General features: G+C 65.4%; 19 protein-coding genes. 2 read left to right on the plus strand and 17 right to left on the minus strand.

Going from position 1 to position 18083, the window contains the following annotated elements:
* Positions 1-6 precede the first annotated feature (6 nt).
* Complete coding sequence (locus HTY51_RS14240; RefSeq protein ID WP_174253337.1) at positions 7-426, plus strand: acyl-CoA thioesterase; 420 nt, start codon at positions 7-9, stop codon at positions 424-426.
* On the opposite strand, the gene HTY51_RS14245 is transcribed toward HTY51_RS14240, so the two are convergent.
* The 9 genes from HTY51_RS14245 to HTY51_RS14285 are packed head-to-tail and all read right to left on the minus strand — an operon-like array spanning position 427 to position 10099.
* A complete protein-coding gene (locus tag HTY51_RS14245; protein ID WP_174253338.1) occupies positions 427-912 on the minus strand; it encodes a thioesterase family protein in 486 nt (161 codons plus the stop codon). It lies immediately after the preceding gene.
* The gene (locus tag HTY51_RS14250; RefSeq protein WP_174253339.1) at positions 912-1676 is read right to left on the minus strand and encodes an enoyl-CoA hydratase; all 765 of its coding nucleotides are present in this window, start codon (positions 1674-1676) and stop codon (positions 912-914) included. The genes HTY51_RS14245 and HTY51_RS14250 overlap by 1 nt, the downstream gene beginning before the upstream one ends.
* Before the next feature lie 5 nt (positions 1677-1681).
* The gene (locus HTY51_RS14255; RefSeq protein ID WP_174253340.1) at positions 1682-2506 is read right to left on the minus strand and encodes an acyl-CoA thioesterase II; all 825 of its coding nucleotides are present in this window, start codon (positions 2504-2506) and stop codon (positions 1682-1684) included.
* Entirely contained in the window at positions 2503-3432 is a 930-nt protein-coding gene (locus HTY51_RS14260; RefSeq protein WP_174253341.1) for an alpha/beta fold hydrolase, read from the minus strand. The genes HTY51_RS14255 and HTY51_RS14260 overlap by 4 nt, the downstream gene beginning before the upstream one ends.
* A 4-nt stretch (positions 3433-3436) precedes the next feature.
* Positions 3437-4630, minus strand: coding sequence for an acetyl-CoA C-acyltransferase (locus HTY51_RS14265; RefSeq protein ID WP_174253342.1), 1194 nt, complete (start codon positions 4628-4630; stop codon positions 3437-3439).
* A gap of 23 nt (positions 4631-4653) precedes the next feature.
* The gene (locus tag HTY51_RS14270; RefSeq protein ID WP_174253343.1) at positions 4654-7074 is read right to left on the minus strand and encodes a 3-hydroxyacyl-CoA dehydrogenase/enoyl-CoA hydratase family protein; all 2421 of its coding nucleotides are present in this window, start codon (positions 7072-7074) and stop codon (positions 4654-4656) included.
* Between the two features lie 21 nt (positions 7075-7095).
* Positions 7096-7527 carry a DUF2147 domain-containing protein gene (locus HTY51_RS14275; protein WP_174254297.1) on the minus strand — a complete coding sequence of 144 codons (432 nt, stop codon included), beginning with the start codon at positions 7525-7527 and terminating at the stop codon, positions 7096-7098.
* Between the two features lie 16 nt (positions 7528-7543).
* Entirely contained in the window at positions 7544-9340 is a 1797-nt protein-coding gene (locus tag HTY51_RS14280; protein ID WP_174253344.1) for an acyl-CoA dehydrogenase C-terminal domain-containing protein, read from the minus strand.
* Positions 9341-9343: 3 nt separating this feature from the next.
* A complete protein-coding gene (locus HTY51_RS14285) occupies positions 9344-10099 on the minus strand; it encodes a TetR/AcrR family transcriptional regulator (protein WP_174253345.1) in 756 nt (251 codons plus the stop codon).
* Between the two features lie 266 nt (positions 10100-10365).
* Between HTY51_RS14285 and HTY51_RS14290 the strand changes: the two genes are divergently transcribed.
* Complete coding sequence (locus HTY51_RS14290; protein WP_174253346.1) at positions 10366-10929, plus strand: hypothetical protein; 564 nt, start codon at positions 10366-10368, stop codon at positions 10927-10929.
* A gap of 50 nt (positions 10930-10979) precedes the next feature.
* Here HTY51_RS14290 and HTY51_RS14295 read toward each other — a convergent pair whose 3' ends face one another.
* From HTY51_RS14295 to HTY51_RS14330, 8 genes are all read right to left on the minus strand, one after another.
* Positions 10980-11828, minus strand: coding sequence for a fumarylacetoacetate hydrolase family protein (locus tag HTY51_RS14295; protein ID WP_174253347.1), 849 nt, complete (start codon positions 11826-11828; stop codon positions 10980-10982).
* Between the two features lie 55 nt (positions 11829-11883).
* A complete protein-coding gene (slmA, locus tag HTY51_RS14300; RefSeq protein ID WP_174253348.1) occupies positions 11884-12528 on the minus strand; it encodes a nucleoid occlusion factor SlmA in 645 nt (214 codons plus the stop codon).
* A gap of 94 nt (positions 12529-12622) precedes the next feature.
* Positions 12623-13513: an acetylglutamate kinase gene (gene argB / locus HTY51_RS14305; protein ID WP_174253349.1), complete on the minus strand. Its 891-nt coding sequence runs from the start codon at positions 13511-13513 to the stop codon at positions 12623-12625.
* A gap of 39 nt (positions 13514-13552) precedes the next feature.
* Positions 13553-15418, minus strand: coding sequence for a nucleoside-diphosphate sugar epimerase/dehydratase (locus tag HTY51_RS14310; protein ID WP_174253350.1), 1866 nt, complete (start codon positions 15416-15418; stop codon positions 13553-13555).
* A 16-nt stretch (positions 15419-15434) separates the two neighbouring features.
* Entirely contained in the window at positions 15435-15812 is a 378-nt protein-coding gene (locus HTY51_RS14315) for an H-NS family nucleoid-associated regulatory protein (RefSeq protein ID WP_174253351.1), read from the minus strand.
* 28 nt (positions 15813-15840) lie between these two features.
* A complete protein-coding gene (locus tag HTY51_RS14320; RefSeq protein WP_174254298.1) occupies positions 15841-16401 on the minus strand; it encodes a sugar transferase in 561 nt (186 codons plus the stop codon).
* Complete coding sequence (locus HTY51_RS14325; RefSeq protein WP_174253352.1) at positions 16401-17336, minus strand: SDR family oxidoreductase; 936 nt, start codon at positions 17334-17336, stop codon at positions 16401-16403. The genes HTY51_RS14320 and HTY51_RS14325 overlap by 1 nt, the downstream gene beginning before the upstream one ends.
* On the minus strand, positions 17333-18082 hold the full coding sequence (locus HTY51_RS14330; protein WP_174253353.1) for a glycosyltransferase family 2 protein: 750 nt from the start codon (positions 18080-18082) through the stop codon (positions 17333-17335). The genes HTY51_RS14325 and HTY51_RS14330 overlap by 4 nt, the downstream gene beginning before the upstream one ends.
* Between the last annotated feature and the right edge of the window lies 1 nt (position 18083).

Genomic DNA, 18083 nt, shown 5'->3' on the forward strand with positions numbered 1-18083 from the left:
TCACCCATGAGCGAATTTCCCAGCGCCGCCCCACTCCAGCCCCCGTCCGACGAGGAACTGGTGCTCAAGGTCATCCCCATGCCGGGCGACAGCAATGCCAATGGCGACATCTTCGGCGGCTGGGTCATGGCCCAGGTCGACCTGGCCGGCTCGGTGATCCCGGCCCGTTATGCGGGCGGCCGTATCGCCACCGTGGCGGTGAACGAGTTCATCTTCAAACAGCCGGTGCGTGTGGGCGACATCCTGTCCTTCTATTCCAAGCTCACCCGTATCGGCAAGACCTCGATCACGGTGAAGGTGGAGGTTTATGCCGAGCGCTTCCAGGCCCAGGGCCAGTTCGTCAAGGTGACGGAAGCCAACCTGACCTACGTGGCCATCGACGAGCAGGGCAAACCGCGACTGGTCCCCCATCGACCCGTGGCCTGATCAGGACACGATGTAGGCGGCAGCGCCGGTCGACAGCAGCATGCCCCCGGCGTCCAGGAACTCCATGCGCGTCGAGGCCACGCGCGAACCCAGGCGCAGCACCTCGGCACGCAACTCGAATTGCTCACCGATGCCCGGGCGCAGGTAGTCGACGCGCAGGTCGATGGTGCCCAGCTTGCCGAAACGCTGCAGGCGCTGCAGCGGCGCCTCGTCCATATGGCGCGCGCCGATGGCGGCCATGATGGCCAGCCCGCCCATGGCGTCCAGTCCCGCACTGATGACACCGCCGTGGATGCGCTGGTGCCCGAAGTGACCGATGAGCTCGGGCTTCATCGCGATCTGCGCGCACACGCCTTCGGGCGCGATCTTCGTGATCTGCAGGCCCAGGACCCGGTTGAACGCAATCTGCCGCTCGAAAATATCCTTGAGTGCGGCGACGAACTCGGGCTCGAAACCGCTGGCGGGAAAAGGCGCGGCGGCCTTCATCAGACTTTGGAGAAGTCGGGCTTGCGCTTCTCCATGAAGGCGCCAAAGGCCTCACGCGCCGCCGGCTCGCGCAGCATGCGGCCGAAGCTGGCGCCCTCCTCGCCCATCTGCGCCATGATCTGGGCCGCCTGGCCCTTTTTCATCAGGCGCTTGGTCTCAACCAGGGAAGACAGGGGCTTGGCGGCCAGCTTGCGCGCCTGCGCCTGCGCGTAGCCATTGGCTTCGGTCGGAGGCAGCACGCGGTTGACCAGGCCGGTTTCCAGCGCGGCCTCGGCCATGAAGGGCTCGCCCATCAACAGCGCCTCGGCCGCACGGTGGTAACCGAACATCTGCGTCACCGTCAGGCTGGAGGCGAACTCCGGGCACAGGCCCAGGTTCACGAAAGGCATCGAGAAAGCCGCGTTGTCACCGGCATAGACCAGGTCGCAGTGGAACAGCAGGGTGGTGCCAATGCCCACGGCCGGGCCGCAAACGGCGGCGATGGCGGGCTTCGGGAACGCCGCCAAGGCACGCATGAAACGCCACACCGGGGCATCGTCGCCGGTCGGCGGCGTGTTGAGGAAGTCGCCGATGTCGTTGCCGGCCGAGAACACGGTCTCGTGCCCCTGGAACACCAGCACGCGCACGGCTGCATCGGTCGCGGCCTGGGTCACGGCGTCGGCCAGGGTGGCGTACATGGCCGAGGTGATGGAGTTCTTGCGCTCCAGACGGTTGAAACTGATCGTGGCGACGCCGGCTTCGGTGTGGACGAGGATCTCGCTCATGGTGTTCATTCCTTGAAGTAGACGATCTGGTGTGAGGTGCAAAGTAGGGTGCCGGCCTCGTTCCAGAGCTGGGCCGACTGGTCGAAAAAGCCGTTGCGGAATTCCTGGCCACGGGCCTGGCCCAGCAAGTAGCCGTTGCCCGTCTCGCGCAGTTCTTTTTCGCCGGCGTGGAAATAGGTCGTGATGGAGACCGTGCCGGCCGGCACACGCGTGGCACGGCGCAGCCAGACGCGCGGGTAGAAGATGTCGGACAGGGCCAGCAGCGAGCAGAAATCCAGCGGGCGCGGCGGCTGGTCGCGCATCCACAGCTGCGACACGCTGTGGTCGTGCTGGCGCCCGTCCCAGGCCTGCGGGATCAGACCACTGAGCGGGCGTAGCTCGTAGTGGTCCAGCCAGGCCATGGCCTGGTCATAGCGCATGGCCTGCGCCTCGGCAGGCCGGGGCACCGTGGGCATGGGCAGGTCCGACAGGCTCCAGGTCTCGCGCCGCACCGCGGTGATGACGGTGGCCGTGGTGGTCACCACCGGCTGGCCCTGCGCATCGTTCTGCACGATGGCCGCCGTCCAGTGCTGGGTCGAGCGGTTGGTGCGCACCGGCAACAACTGGACTTCGAAGGACCCTTGCGCCAAGGCACCGGCATAGTTCACGGTGATGGACAGGGGCACCCCCAGCAACTCGGGATGGCCGAGGACAGCCTTGAGCACCGTAGCGGCTGTGCAGCCGCCGAAAGGCCCCACCATGTTCCAGTAGGCCTCGCTGGTGCGCCCTGCATAACGGCCGGGGGCGACCAAGTCCAGCGCGGTGGCGGCGTCGAAGGCGTGTGGTTTCATGGCTGCATAGTGTGCACTGGTGTCGCCACCCCTTGCGTCCCCGGCGGGACGCCGGAGGCAGCCAGGGACTGCAGGGCGGCCAGGCTGCGCGGCCACAGCGTGGGACGCATGGCCTCGCGGAAGAAACCGAAGTGACCGATGCGGCGTGAGGGCACTTCCACCGGGTGGAGGGTCAAGACCTGGCTCGGGGCCGCACTGTAGAGCTTGATCAGGCTGTGCGTGCCGCGCAGCGTCATCAGTTCATCGTCACTGAAGGACCAGGCCAGCACGGGAAAGCGCGCACATGCATAGCGCTGCGCCACCTCGGCCCCTTCGGCACCGGCGCTGTAACGCGGGTGCATGCACCAGCGGCGCCATTGATGGATCACACCCGCCGGCAGGTTGCCCACCATGCCCAGACGCCGGCCCGGAAAATAACCGCAGACACGCGTGGCCAGCGGCACCATGACATGCCAGAAGAAGAGCACCCGGCGGCGCAGCTGCGGCGCATTCTCGCGCCAGTAGCCGCTGCCGGCCGCGATGCTGAACAGGCCATCCACCTGGTCGGGATGGCGGAACAGGCCGGGCAGTTGCGCGCCCAGGCTGTGGCCCAGCAGATAGAGCGGCCGCGCCGGCAGCTCGCGCCGGGCCGTCAGCACCACGGTCTCGTAGTCGCGCGCCCAGTCGAACAGGTCGGCCTTGAAACCGCGCAGGCTGTGGCCGGGGGTGTGCGGCAGTGATTCACCGTGGCCGCGGTAGTCGAACGACCAGACGCGGTAGCCCTGTGCCGCCAGCCAGCTGGCATAGGGCGCGTAGTAGTCCTGCGGCACGCCCATGGCACCGCCGATGACCACCGTGGCCCGGGCCTCGCCGGATGGCTCGTAGACCCGCAACGCGAGCGCGCCGCCGCCTTCGAGGGGCAGACTGCGTGCCAACGCTGCGCTCATGGCCTCAGACGCGCTCGAAGATGCCCGCCGCGCCCTGGCCCGTGCCCACGCACATGGTCACCATGCCGTACTTCAGGTTGTGGCGATGCAGGGCATGCACGACGGTGGCCGCGCGGATGGCGCCGGTGGCGCCCAGCGGGTGGCCCAGGGCGATGGCACCGCCCATGGGGTTCACCTTGCTCGGGTCCAGGCCCAGGCTGTTGATCACGGCCAGCGACTGGGCCGCGAAGGCCTCGTTGAGCTCGAACCAGCCGATGTCCTCGTGCTTGAGACCGGCGTAACGCAGGGCGGCGGGGATGGCCTCGATCGGGCCGATGCCCATGATCTCGGGCGGCACGCCGCGCGCGGCGAAGCTCACGAAGCGTGCCAGGGGCTTGAGGCCGAACTGCTTGACGGCCTTCTCGCTGGCCAGGATCAGCGCGCCTGCGCCGTCGCTGGTCTGCGAGCTGTTGCCGGCCGTCACGCTGCCACGCGCAGCAAACACGGGCTTGAGCTTGCCCAGCGCTTCCAGCGTGGTGTCGGCGCGTGCGCCTTCGTCCAGGCTCACCGTGCGCTTCTTGGTGCTGACTTCACCGGTTTCCAGATTGGGCGTGCGCTCGACCACGTCGATGGGCGTCATCTCGGCCGTGAACTCACCGGCCTTCTGCGCCTTGATCGCGCGCTGGTGCGATTCCAGGGCAAAAGCGTCCTGCATCTCGCGCGTGACCTTCCACTGCTGGGCCACCTTCTCGGCGGTGAGGCCCATGCCGTAGGCGATGCCGACGTTTTCGTCGCGGGCAAAGACCTCGGGGTTGAAGGAGGGCTTGACGCCACCCATGGGCACCAGGCTCATGGACTCGGCGCCGCCGGCGATCAGCACATCGGCCTCGCCCACGCGGATGCGGTCGGCGGCCATCTGGATGGCCGTCACGCCCGAAGCGCAGAAGCGGTTGACCGTCACGCCGCCCACGGGGTGGTTGAAGGCCAGGCCCACGGCAATACGCGCCATGTTCATGCCCTGCTCGGCCTCGGGGAAGGAGCAGCCGATGATGGCGTCCTCGATGGCCTTGGGGTCCAGCGTGGGCACCTGCAGCATGGCGCTCCTGATGGCGGCGACCAGCAGATCGTCCGGGCGGGTGTTGCGGAAGAAGCCGCGGCCCGAGCGGCCGATGGGCGTGCGCGTGGCGGCAACGATGTAGGCGTCTTGAACTTGTTTCATGATGATTCCTTTGCTGCGGCCGATCAGTTGCGCACCGGCTTGCCGGTAGACAGCATGCCCATGATCCGCTCTTGTGTCTTGGGATGGACGATGAGCGCGCAGAAGGCCTGGCGCTCCAGGGCCATCAGGTATTCCTCGCTCACCAGGGTACCGGCGTCCACGTCACCGCCGCAGACCACGTTGGCGATCAGGCTGGCGATGTGGAAATCGTGTGCGCTGACAAAACCGCCGTCGCGCATATTGACCAGCTGGGCCTTGATGGTGGCCAGGCCGTTGCGGCCCGCCACCGGGAACAGGCGCTTGTGCGGTGCACGCCAACCGCCCTGGTACATGGCACGGGCTTCGTTGAGCGCGGTATAGAGCAGCTCGTCCTTGTTGGGCACGACCAAGTCGCTGTCCAGCAGGTAGCCCAGCTTGCGCGATTCCAGCGCGCTGGTGCCCACCTTGGCCATGGCCGCGGCGGTGAAACCCTCGGTCAGGAAGGGCAGGATGTCCTTGCCCGTGGAGGCGGCCATGTTCTCGGCCGCGCGGCGCGCGATATAGGTCAGACCGCCGGCGCCCGGGATCAGGCCCACGCCCACCTCGACCAGACCGATATAACTTTCCATCGCGACAACGCGGCGTGCCGAGTGCACGGCCAGCTCACAGCCACCGCCCAGGGCCATGCCGCGCACGGCCGACACCACGGGCACACCCGCGTAGCGGATGCGCAGCATGAGGTTTTGCAGCTCCTGCTCGGCGCCGTCGATGGCGCTGACGCCGGCGATCATGAAGGCGGGCAACATGGCCTGCAGGTCGGCGCCCACGCTAAAGGGTTCGTCACCGGACCAGATCACCATGCCCTGGTAATTGGCTTCGGCCATCTCGACGCCACGTGCCAGGCCCTCGGCCACGTCCGGGCTGATCGCATGCATCTTGCTCTTGATGCTGGCGATCAGCACGCTGCCGCTGGCGGCGTCAACGTTCTCGTCCAGCGTCCACAGGCGGATCGCCGCGTCCTCGAACAGGGTCTTGCCGGCCGTCTTGTAGTCGGGCGAACCGTCCCCACGCAGGCTTTCGCGGAAGTACTGGATGCCGTAGACCGGCAACTGGCGTCGCGGCTGGAACTTGCCCGTGCTCGGGTTGAAAGAACCCTCGGGCGTGTGCACACCCCCGGCCTTGGCCACAGGGCCTTCAAACACCCACTTGGGCAGCGGCGCCTTGCTCAGTGCCTTGCCAGCGGCTATGTCTTCCTGGATCATCTTGGCGACTTCGAGCCAGCCGGCTTCCTGCCAGAGCTCGAAGGGGCCCTGTTTCATGCCGAAGCCCCAACGCATGGCCAGGTCCACGTCGGCCGCGGTGTCGGCTATGGTCGCCAGGTGCACGGCGGCGTAGTGGAAGCTGTTGCGCAGGATGGCCCAGAGGAAACGGCCTTGCGCGCCTTCGGCGTTGCGCAGCAGCTGGAGGCGCTCACCGGCCGGCTTCTTGAGCATGCGCTCGTAGACCGCATCGGCCTTCTCGCCGCCGGGCACGTATTCCTTGCCGGCCAGATCGAAGCGCAGGATGTCGCGGCCGACCTTCTTGTAGAAACCGGCCTTGCTCTTCTGGCCCAGGTTGCCCATTTCGATCAGGGTCTTGAGCACGGGCGGGGTGCCAAAGCTGGCGTAGAAAGGATCGCTCTTCTCGTCCAGGTTGTCCTGCAGGGTCTTGACCACGTGGGCCATGGTGTCCAGGCCCACCACGTCGGCGGTGCGGAAGGTGCCGGAACTGGCGCGGCCCAGCTTCTTGCCCGTGAGGTCGTCCACCACGTCGTAGCTCAGGCCGAAGTTCTCGACTTCCTTCATCGTGGCCAGCATGCCGGCGATGCCGACGCGGTTGGCGATGAAGTTGGGCGTGTCCTTGGCGCGCACCACGCCCTTGCCCAGGCCGCTGGTGACGAAGGTCTCGAGCTGGTCCAGGATGACGGGCTGGGTGGTGGGTGTGGCGATCAGCTCCACCAGGTACATATAACGCGGCGGGTTGAAGAAGTGGATGCCGCAGAAACGCGGCTTGATGGCTTCGGGCAGCACCTCGCTCAGCTTGGTGATGGACAGGCCCGAGGTGTTGGAGGCCACGATGGCGTGCTTAGCCACAAAGGGCGCGATCTTCTTGTAGAGATCGAGTTTCCAGTCCATGCGCTCGGCGATGGCTTCGATGATGAGGTCGCAGTCCTTGAGCAGGCCCAGGTTCTCTTCATAGTTGGCCGCCAGGATCAGGCTGGCGTCGTCGGCCACGCCCAGCGGGGCGGGCTTGAGTTTCTTGAGGTTGTCGATGGCCTTGGTGACGATGCCGTTCTTGGGGCCTTCCTTGGCCGGCAGGTCGAACAGTACGACCGGCACCTTGACGTTGACCAGATGGGCGGCGATCTGCGCGCCCATCACGCCGGCGCCGAGCACGGCGACTTTTCTGACTTGGAATCGAGACATGGTTGTCTTCCTGATTGAGTGTTAGTGCACGCGGATCCAGACCTGGGTCCGGTAGAAGGGGCCCAGATAGCCCCGGATCTGCAATTGGCTGCCACCGTCAAGCGGCTTCATGCGCAGCCGGTAGGTCTTGCCGTTGTCGGGGTCGAGGATGTAGCCACCTTCCCAGTGGTCTTCGCCCTCAACCTTCTTCGCGCCACGGATGATCTCCATACCGAGCTTGGGCTTGCCCTTGCGATCATCGGTGCAGAGATCGCAATTGGGCTGCTCGGAGGTGACCAGGGCCTTCTCCACGAAACCCGTCACGACGCCATCGGCGCCTTCGCGGATGCGGATCTCGGCCTTGGCCACGCCGGTCTTGTCGTCGATGTTGCGCCACAGCCCCACCGGCGTCAGTTGCGCCATGGCAGGCAAGGCCGCCATACCGAGACTGAATGTGATCAGGGCGGAGCGCATCATGACAACCGCCACTTCAGGCCAGGGCCAGATCGGTGTCCATCAGGACCTTGGAGCCGGCACGGGCGGTGCGCATCAGCGACGCGGTCTCGGGGAAGAGCTTGGCGAAGTAGAAGCGTGCCGTCTGCAGCTTGGCCTGGTAGAAGGGATCGGTGTTGCCGGCAGCGATTTCCTTCAGCGCAACCGAGGCCATGCGCGCGAAGAAATAACCAAAGACCAGGTGGCCGGCCACGCGCAGGTAGTCCACAGCGGCAGCCCCCACTTCGTCGGGGTTCTGGAAACCCTTGAAGCCGACTTCGGTGGTGAACTTGGTCATCTGGTCGCCCAGGTAGGCCAGGGGGTTGATGAACTCGGCCATCTTCTCGTTGACGCCTTCGGCTTCGACCAGCTGACCCACCAGCTTGCCGAACTTCTTGAGCGTTGCGCCGTTGTTGCCCAGGATCTTGCGACCCAGCAGGTCCAGCGACTGCACGGTGTTCGTGCCTTCATAGATCATGTTGATGCGGGCATCGCGCACGAACTGCTCCATGCCCCATTCCTTGATGTAGCCGTGGCCACCGAAGACCTGCTGGCACATCACGGTGGCTTCGAAGCCGTTGTCGGTCAGGAAGGCCTTGATGATGGGGGTCAGCAGGGCCAGCATCTCGTCGCTTTCCTTGCGCACCTTCTCGTCGGGGTGGTACAGGTGCTGGTCCAGCAGCATGGCGCAGTAGCAGGCCAGGGCGCGGCCGCCTTCTGCGTAAGCCTTGGCGGTCAGCAGCATCTTGCGCACATCGGGGTGCACGATGATCGGATCGGCGTCCTTGTCCTTGGCCTTCACGCCGGAGAGCGAGCGCATCTGGATGCGGTCCTTGGCGTAGGCCAGGGCGTTCTGGTAGGCCACTTCGGTCAGGCCCAGGGACTGGTTGCCCACGCCCAAGCGGGCGGCGTTCATCATCACGAACATGGCCTGCAGGCCCTTGTTGGGCTGGCCCACCAGGGTACCAACCGCGTTCTCGAGGATCATCTGGCAGGTGGAGTTGGCGTGGATGCCCATCTTGTGCTCCAGGCCGCCGCAGTAGATGCCGTTGCGCGTGCCCAGGGAGCCGTCGGCCTTCACGTTGTACTTGGGCACGGCAAACAGGCTGATGCCCTTGCTGCCCTTGGGGGCGTCGGGCAGGCGGGCCAGCACCAGGTGCACGATGTTCTCGGCCAGGTCGTGTTCACCGGCGCTGATGAAGATCTTGGCGCCGTTGAGCTTATAGGTGCCGTCCGGCTGGGGCTCGGCCTTGCTGCGCAGCATGCCCAGGTCGGTACCGCAATGAGGTTCGGTCAGACACATGGTGCCGGTCCACTCCCCGCTGACCAGCTTGGGCAGGTAGAGCTTCTTCTGCTCGTCGGTTCCGTGGGCGTGCAGGGCCTCGTAGGCGCCGTGCGAAAGACCGGGGTACATGGTCCAGGCCTGGTTGGCCGAGTTCATCATCTCGTAGATGCACTGGTTCAGCACGAAGGGCAGGCCCTGGCCGCCGTAGTCCGGGTCGCAGCTCAGCGCGGCCCAGCCACCTTCCACGTACTGGGCGTAGGCTTCCTTGAAGCCCTTGGGCGCGGTGACTTCGTGCGTGGTCTTGTCCAGCTTGCAGCCTTCGGCGTCACCGCTGATGTTGAGCGGGAAGATCACATTGGCGGCGAACTTGCCGCCTTCTTCGAGCACCGCATTGATGGTGTCGGCATCGGTGTCGGCGTGGCGCGGGATCTGCTTGAGCTGCTCGGTGACGTTCAGCACTTCGTGCATGACGAACTGCATGTCGCGCAGGGGCGGGTTGTAGCTGGGCATGGCTTACTCCTGTTTGGATAGGGTGGTGGATTTGGGGGGGGCTTTGCGGATCGGCTTGACGATGGCCGTTCTGGATGTCACGGTCTTGACGGCCTTGCCCTCGGCGCCGTAACGCGCCAGGATCTGCTCGAAGGCCTTGTTGGCGCGCGCTATCGATCCGGGGGTCTTGAGGAAACGGGCCTCGTAGTGCACGGCCAGGATCAGGCCGTGGATCTCGAAACCGATCTGGCCTTCGTCGGCATCGGCCAGCAGCTGCCCCTCTTCCTTGGCCTGGACGATGGCGCGCTGCACGGCCGTCAGCCAGGTCTTGACCGAGCTGGCCAGGGCATCGCGCACGGGGCCGGGCCGGTCGTCGAAGTCGACGGCGCCGCTGATGAAGATGCAGCCGGACTGGATTTCCACGGTCACCCGCTTCATCCAGTTGGAAAACAGGGCCTGCAGGCGCGGCAGGCCGCGCGGCTCATGCAGGGCCGGGTAGAAGATCTCCTGCTCGAAACGGCTGAAATACTCGCGGATCACCGAGATCTGCAGCTCCTCGCGCGAACCGAAGTGGGCAAACACACCTGACTTGCTCATGCCCGTGACCTCGGCCAGCACGCCGATGCTCAGGCCCTCCAGGCCGATCTGGGCGGCCAGGCCGAGGGCGGCGTCTATGATGGTCAGCTTGGTCTGCTGCCCCTTGTGCAGGGCACGGCCGTCGCGGGTCTTCTCGCGCGGAGCGCTGCGCTGCGGTTTGCTGGCCGGTGAGACTAGGGACATGGCTTTGGGATAAAAACGAACGGTCGTGCTATTTTGCACGAAAAGCGCCAATCCGCAAGAGCCGGGACAAAAAAAGAAGGGCTTCGTTACAGCCCCGTTACCAAATTGAGCCAAAGGCACGGGGCCAGCACGGTACAAATGGCCGGGTAAATGGCGGCATTTGTTTTGACCGGGACAAAGCGCCCTTTGGGAAAATACCTTCCACCTCGCGAAGCGTCGCCCCACTGAATATCGCGCTTGAACGCAAGTTTCTGCAAGGACACTGCATGGATGGACTTTTAAAGGCAGTACTGCTGCCTCTGTTTTTGTCGCTTTTTTCTTTTGCTGCAAGCGCGGAACAAGATGCACCCGCCGGTGAAGAGCTGCTGTGGGACCTGACCAGTCGCCCGGCCGTGGCCATCCTGCTGCCAGGTATGAGCCACCACTTTCAACCGCCTGAGGAAAAAAACAGGAAATGGAACGAAACCCACTCGGGCCTGGGCCTGGAGACGCGCGCCAAGTGGGGCGAGACCGACTGGTACTTCAAGACGGCCGCAGGCGTGATGCGGGATAGCGTCGAGTCCTGGGGAGCCTACGGCGCCGCCGTGTGGCAAAAGCGCGTCTTCGACAGTGCGGCGTGGTCTGTCGACGCCGGCGGCGGCGTATTTCTTTTTTACCGGGCGCTGCACTTCGACGGTGAGCATATGTGGCTCCCCGGCGCCCTTCCCGTTCTGTCCCTGGAATACAAGAAAACGGGTACGGGCCTGAACATCCTGTACGTCCCCCATTTCAAAACCGACGCGGGTGAAATGCCGGCCGTCCTGTTCGCCCAGCTGACACAACGGTTCTGAAGCGCCACTGGCTGGCCGCCGCGGGAAGACGCTCCCTGCTGGCGTCCGGCTCAGCGCTTGAAGGGCACGACGCGCTGGGTCTGGGTGCCCAGGCCCTCGATGCCCAGGGTCATGACGTCACCCGCCTTCAGGAAACGCTGGGGTTTCATGCCCAGGCCCACGCCGGGCGGGGTGCCGGTGATGATGACGTCGCCCGGCATCAGGGTCATGTACTCGCTGAGGTGGCTGACGATCTTGGCCACGCTGAAGATCATGGTGCGGGTGTTGCCGGTCTGCATGCGCTGGCCGTTGACGTCCAGCCACATGGCCAGCCGCTGCGGGTTCTCGATCTCGTCCTTCGTGACCAGCCAGGGGCCCAGGGGGCCGAAGGTGTCGCAGCCCTTGCCCTTGTCCCACTGGCCGCCTCGCTCGAGCTGGAACTCGCGCTCGCTGACGTCGTTGGACAGGCAGTAGCCGGCCACATGGTCCAGCGCCGCCTTTTGCGTGACATGGCGGGCCTGTTTGCCGATCACCACGCCCAGCTCGATCTCCCAGTCACCCTTGACCGAGCCCTTGGGCAGCATGACGTCGTCGTCCGGCCCCTGGATGCAGCTGATGGCCTTGGTGAAGACGATCGGCTCCTTGGGGATGGGCATGCCGGCTTCCTTGGCATGGTCGCTGTAGTTCAGGCCGATGGCGATGAACTTGCCGATGCCGCTGACCGGGCAGCCCAAACGCGGCTTGCCACGCACCAGGGGCAGCTTGTCGGTCTTGAGCTTGAGAAGTCTGGCCAGCACGGCGTCCGTCAGCTGGGCCGGGCCGATATCCTGCACCACGCCGCTGAGGTCACGCAGCTTGCCAGCGGCATCGATCAGGCCCGGCTTTTCCTTGCCCGGCTGGCCATAACGCACGAGTTTCATGGAGTCTCCTGATTTTGATGGGGGCCCGGTCAGCGGGCCGTGCGGCACAGGCCGCTCAGCGCAGCATCTGGCCCAGGCTGGCGTCCAGGTGCTCGGTGGGCGTGCGCCTAAAACCCGAGCGGGCGAAGCGCTGCAGGCGGCCGACCACGAAGGCGGTCAGCACCGAAGCCTGCACCTGGGCGTCGGCCGTGGGCGTCATGGAGCCACCGGGCGCGCCGTCACGCAGGCACTGCTTGAGGGTGGACTCGATCTTGTCGAAAAACTGGTTCATGCGCTGCTGCAGGCGTTCGTTCTCGAACACCAGGGCGTCACCCACCATCACACGCACCATGCCGGGGTTCTTCTCGGCGAACTGCAGCAGCATGGTGACCACCTTGCCGGCGTGACGGGACCCCGCGGCCGGGTCGGTGGCGGCGGCCTCGCGCTCGGCGATCTGGCCCACCAGGGTAAAAACGGCCTGCTCGATGAACTCGATCAGGCCCTCGAACATCTGGGCCTTGCTGGCGAAATGGCGGTACAGGGCGGCTTCGCTCACCTCCAGCTTGGCGGCCAGGGCGGCGGTGGTGATGCGCTCGGCACCCGGCTGCTCCAGCATGCTGGCCAGGGCCTGCAGGATCTGGACCCGACGCTCGCCCGGCTTGGGACGCTTGCGGACCGGGGTTTCAGCGGGAGCAGAGGTGGTGTTTTCGGCGTCAGACATGGTGTTCGGAAATCCCTTTTCTTCATTCTCGCACAGGCCCGCTTAGGGGTTTTTCCTCAGTGGTCACCCACTCTCCTCGGGCCGTGAGCCACCTTCAATGGGAGCGGATCATGGTCCCGTAGGCCTGGTCGGTCAGGATTTCCAGCAACATGGCATGCGGCACACGGCCGTCGATGATGTGCACCGCGTTCACGCCGCTCTTGGCCGCGTCCAGCGCGCCGGCGATCTTGGGCAGCATGCCGCCCGAGATGGTGCCGTCGGCCACCAGCTCGTCGATGCGCTTCATGGTCAGCTCGGTCAGCAGCTGGCCCTGCTTGTCCAGCACGCCCGGAATGTTGGTCAGCATCAGCAGCTTTTCGGCCTGCAGCACGGTGGCCAGCTTGGCGGCCACCACGTCGGCGTTGATGTTGTAGCTTTCGTTGTGCGCGCCGAAGCCGATGGGGCTGACAACCGGGATGAAGGCGTCGTCCTGCAGGGCTTTGACCACGCTGGGGTCGATGGACTCGATGTCACCCACCAGGCCGACGTCGTGCACCTTGCTCGGGTCGCTGGCGTCCACCAGCCTGAGCTTCCTGGCGCGGATCAGGCCGCCATCACGCCCCGTCAGGCCCACGGCCTTGCCGCCGGCCTGGTTGATCAGGCCCACGATGTCCTGCTGCACCTCACCGGCCAGCACCCACTCGACCACTTCCATGGTCTCGGCGTCGGTCACGCGCATGCCCTGGATGAATTCACCCTTCTTGCCCAGGCGCTTGAGCGCCGTCTCGATCTGCGGGCCGCCGCCGTGCACCACCACCGGGTTGATGCCCACCAGCTTGAGCAGCACCACGTCCTCGGCAAAGGCGGCCTGCAAGGCCGGGTCGGTCATGGCGTTGCCGCCGTACTTGATCACCATGGTCTTGCCATGGAACTTGCGGATGTAGGGCAGCGCCTGGGCCAGGATCTGGGCCTTGTCGCGGGGAAGGATGGCGGGGGTGTCGGTCATGGTGGGATCAGACGGAAACATTGCGGTGATTGTGCCCGATCACTGTGACACCCCGGCCTGGAAGCCGTGGACACAGGCCTGCAGCACGAAGCGGATCCCGGCCTCGTCACCGGTGTCGGCCGCACGCTGCAGTCGCGCGAGCTGCAGCTGCAGTTCGGGCCAAGGCAGGCAGTCTTCATGCGCTTTCATGATGCGCGGATGGCCGGTCGGCGTGGGGTTGTCGCCGATCAGCAACTCCTCGTAGAGCTTTTCGCCGGGACGCAGGCCGGTGATGGCGATCTCGATGTCGCCCCGGGGGTGCTCCGGGTCACGCACCGTCAGCCCCGACAGCTCGACCATGCGCCGCGCCAGGTCCAGGATACGTACCGGCTCGCCCATGTCCAGCACGAACACCTCCCCGCCGCCCGCCATGGCGCCAGCCTGTAGCACCAGCTGGGCGGCTTCGGGGATGGTCATGAAATAACGCGTCACGTCCGCATGCGTGACCGTGAGCGGGCCGCCCGCTGCGAGCTGACGGCGGAACAGGGGCACCACACTGCCGCTGGAGCCCAGCACATTGCCGAAACGCACCATGCTGAAACAGGTCGGCCCGGCCTCGGCGGCCATGGCCTGCAACACCAGCTCGGCCATGCGCTTGCTGGCCCCCATGATGTTGGTCGGGCGCACGGCCTTGTCGGTCGACACCAGCACGAAACGGGCGACGCCGCAGTCGCGCGCCACCCGCGCCATGTTCAGCGTTCCGAAGACGTTGTTGCGTATGCCTTCGGCCGGATTGCACTCCACCATGGGCACGTGCTTGTAGGCGGCGGCGTGGTAGATCGTATGGGGCTGGTACTGCCGGCAAATCTCCAGCAAACGCACCTCATGGTTGACGCTGCCAAGCAAGGGCAGCAACTGGGTCGCCAGACCCGTGCTCCGGCACAGCGCCTCCAGTTCCTGGTGCATGCTGTAGAGCGCAAACTCGCTGTGGTCCAGCAGCAGCAACTGACGGGGACCCTGGCGCAGGATCTGGCGGCACAACTCGCCGCCGATGCTGCCGCCGGCGCCGGTCACCAGCACGGTCTTCTGCGCCAGATCCCGGGCCATCAGGTCGGCATCCGGGGGCACGGGATCACGGCCAAGCAGGTCCTCGATGTCGAGCTCACGGAAATCCTGCACCGTGACGCGGCCGCTGGTCAGGTCGGCCATGCCCGGCAGGGTGCGGATATGCACCGGCAGATGGCGCAGGCTTTCGATGATGCGGTTGCGGCGTTCGCGCGTCACACTGGGCAAAGCCAGCAGGATGTCGGTGACAGCCAGCTGGCTCACCAGGGTCGACACATCCGTCCCCGCATGCACCAGCACGCCATTGATGCTGCGTCCGATCTTGGCCGGGTCGTCGTCCACAAAACCCAGCAGGCTGTACTGGCCACTCATGGCCAGCGCCGCCGCGGTCTGCGCGCCCGCCAGCCCCGCGCCATAGATCAGGACGCGGCCCTGGCCGGCCTGCGCCCGGCCCCAGCCGGCCAGCCAGAAACGCGCCAGCGCCCGGCTGCCACCGACCAGCAGCAGGAAGATCAGGGGCTGCAGCACCCCCAGACTGCGCGGCACATTGGTCCAGTGCGCCCAGAGCAACACACCCAGCAGCAGCAGCCCGTAGATCGCGACGGCCTTGGCCGTCGTCAGCAGCGCAGCCTGGCCGGTGTAGCGGAAGATGGCCCGGTACAGGCCCAGCCGGATGAACACGGGAATGGCCAGCAGCGGCGCCAGCACATAGACGCGCAACTGCACCTCGTCTGGCCAATGCGGGCTGTCCAGGCGCAAGGAAAAGGCCAGCCAGGTCGCCAGCAACGACAAGACCACGTCCATACCCACGACCACCAGCCGCTTCACGACCCGTGGCCAGGCAAGAATCTTGTGCTGCATTTCTGTTGCCGGTTCCTCAGCCCTTGATGGCAAAGCTGTCGCGCGACTTGCCCTGGGCCACCAGCTCGACCAGCCAGCGCGGCATGGAGCCGCGGCCGCTCCACGTTTCTCCCTTGGGACCGCGGTACTTGGCCGCCACCTTGGTGCCTGCTTTGCTCGCGGCTTTTCGTACCACCTTCTTCACTGCCGGCTTCCTGACCGGCGTGGCCTTGGCCTTACCGCGACGCTGACGCGGTTTTCCCGCGGCCTGCTGCAGGTCGCGCAGCGTGATGCCAAAGGCCTCCATCATGGCCTGGATCTGCTTCACCGTCTTGTCGAACTCGCGCGACTTGATCTCGGCCGCCTGCTTCTGCAGCTTCTCGATCTGGGTTTGGATCTCGATCAGATTGCCCACGGTGTACTCCTCTTGTTGATGTCTGCGATCAATGCGAAACACTTTCACGGCGGACGACCTTCACGGCCGTGGCCAGGATTATCTGCAGATCGAACCAGAACGACCGACGCTTCAGGTATTCGACGTCGAGCGCGACCTTTTGCGGGATAGGCAGTTCGTCACGCCCATTGATCTGCGCCCAGCCGGTCAAGCCCGGCATCAGCGCATGGACACCGTGCTCGGTCCGCTGGGCGATCAGGTCCGCCTGGTTGAACAAGGCCGGCCGGGGGCCGACAAAACTCATGTCGCCCCTCAGGATGCTCCACAACTGCGGCAGCTCATCCAGGCTGGTCTTGCGCAGGAAACCACCCACGGGGGTCAGCCAGGCCCCGGGGTTCTCCAGCAGATGGGTCGCAACGGCTGCCGTCCCCACACGCATGCTGCGAAACTTCGGCATGCGGAAGATCCGGTTGTCCTTGCCCACCCGGTCGGACCAGTACAAGACAGGCCCCGGACTGGTCAGCCTGACCAGCAAAGCGACCAGCAGCATGGGGATGCACAGCATCAGGGCGGCCAGGACCGCCAGAAAGAAATCAAACAAACGTTTCATCATGATGTGTGGTGCCGCACGACCTGTGCCAGCCCTTCACTCACAGGGACCGGCGGATGCCAGCCGAGTATTGTGCGTGCCTTTGAAATATCCACCTGCAGACTGCCACAGACCCGCTCCAGGGTCGCCCGGCGCCCGAGCAGCGCTGCCGGGATCCACAGCATCCACAAGGGCAGGCGAAACAGCCGCGGCGACCGCCCCATGGCCTGGGCCAGGCCCCGGATCAAACCGGGTGTCGACAGGTCTTCGCCATCACTGACCAGAAAGATCTCATGTGCCGCCGACGGGTGGTCGATGCAGGTCACGATGAAATCGACCAGGTTGTCCAGACCGACCAAACTGCGCCGGTTGTCCACAGCCGCCAGCGGCAGCGGCAGGCCCCGGGCCACGGCCCGCATCAAGGCACGGAAATTGGCACGCACGCCGGGACCATAGACCAGCGGCGGGCGGATGACGACCAGCTCCATGCCCGTCTCTTGCGCAATGGCACGCAGGCCCAACTCTGCCTCCAGCTTGGACAGGCCGTAGGCATCCTGCGGGGCCGGCGCGTCACGTTCCGTGAACGGGCGCCCCGGCAGCGTCGATTCCCCGTTCACCTTGACCGAGCTGATGAAGACAAAACGCCGCACCCCCGCCGCGGCAGCCTGGCGCGCCAGGTTCAGGGTACCGGCCACGTTGGTCCGGCGGAATTCTTCCAGCGGGTCGGCGGCTGTGTCGCGCATGACGTGGACGCGGGCCGCCAGGTGAACCAGCGCCTGACACCCCTCGAGCGTCTCGGCCCAGTGTGTGGCAGCATCGATATCTCCGACCACCGCCTCACCCCGCATACCGTACTCGCGCCTTACGCCGGGCACAGCCTCATGCCCCGTCTTGAGCAGCCACGCGCAAAGCGTCCGGCCGACAAAACCATTGGCACCGGTCACCAGGACTTTCATTTGCGCAAATACTCGAGAAGCTTGGCCGGATACTTGGAAAGAATCATCAGCCAGTTGCTGCTGATCCCGTTTTCCCGGCACGCCCGCAACACCTCACTGTTGAGAAGCAGGGTGCTGCGCAAGCCCCCGGTGCTGATGCCGCCGGTGCGCATGCGCACGAGGACTTCGGGGATGTGCCTGTAGGACAGCTCACCCGGATGAAAGATACGCGCGACCAGCTCAAAGTCACCCGCAATGCGATAGTCCGGACGAAAACCTCCATAGCGCTCAAAGACCTGACGCCGGAGGAAGAGCGCCGGATGCGCCGGCATCCAGCCCCAGGCAATACGGTCCGGCCGGAAACGATCAGATCGGTAACGGCGCACCGGCTTGTTCAGATTAGCAGGATGCACAAACTCCGTATCACCATACAAGGCGTCGAGCCTGTCCTGCTGCATGAGCGCATCGACACGCGCCAACACCCCATCGTCGGCGTACATGTCATCGGCATTGAGAAAACCGATCACGTCGCCGGTGGCCAGCCGCAGGCCCTTGTTCATGGCGTCGTAGATGCCCTTGTCGGGCTCTGAAAGGATGACCCTGCCGTTACGTCCCAAGGTTTCGACCAGCTTGACCGTACCATCTCGCGACCCGCCGTCGACGATGACATGCTCAACGTCCGGGTGCGTCTGCGCGGCAACCGCCTGCAGAGTATGGGCTATCGTGGCCTCGCTGTTGAAGCAGACTGTGATAACGCTGATCTTCATG

Origin of the sequence: Rhodoferax sp. BAB1 (assembly GCF_013334205.1) — a bacterium.
Taxonomy (GTDB): Bacteria; Pseudomonadota; Gammaproteobacteria; order Burkholderiales; family Burkholderiaceae_C; genus Hylemonella.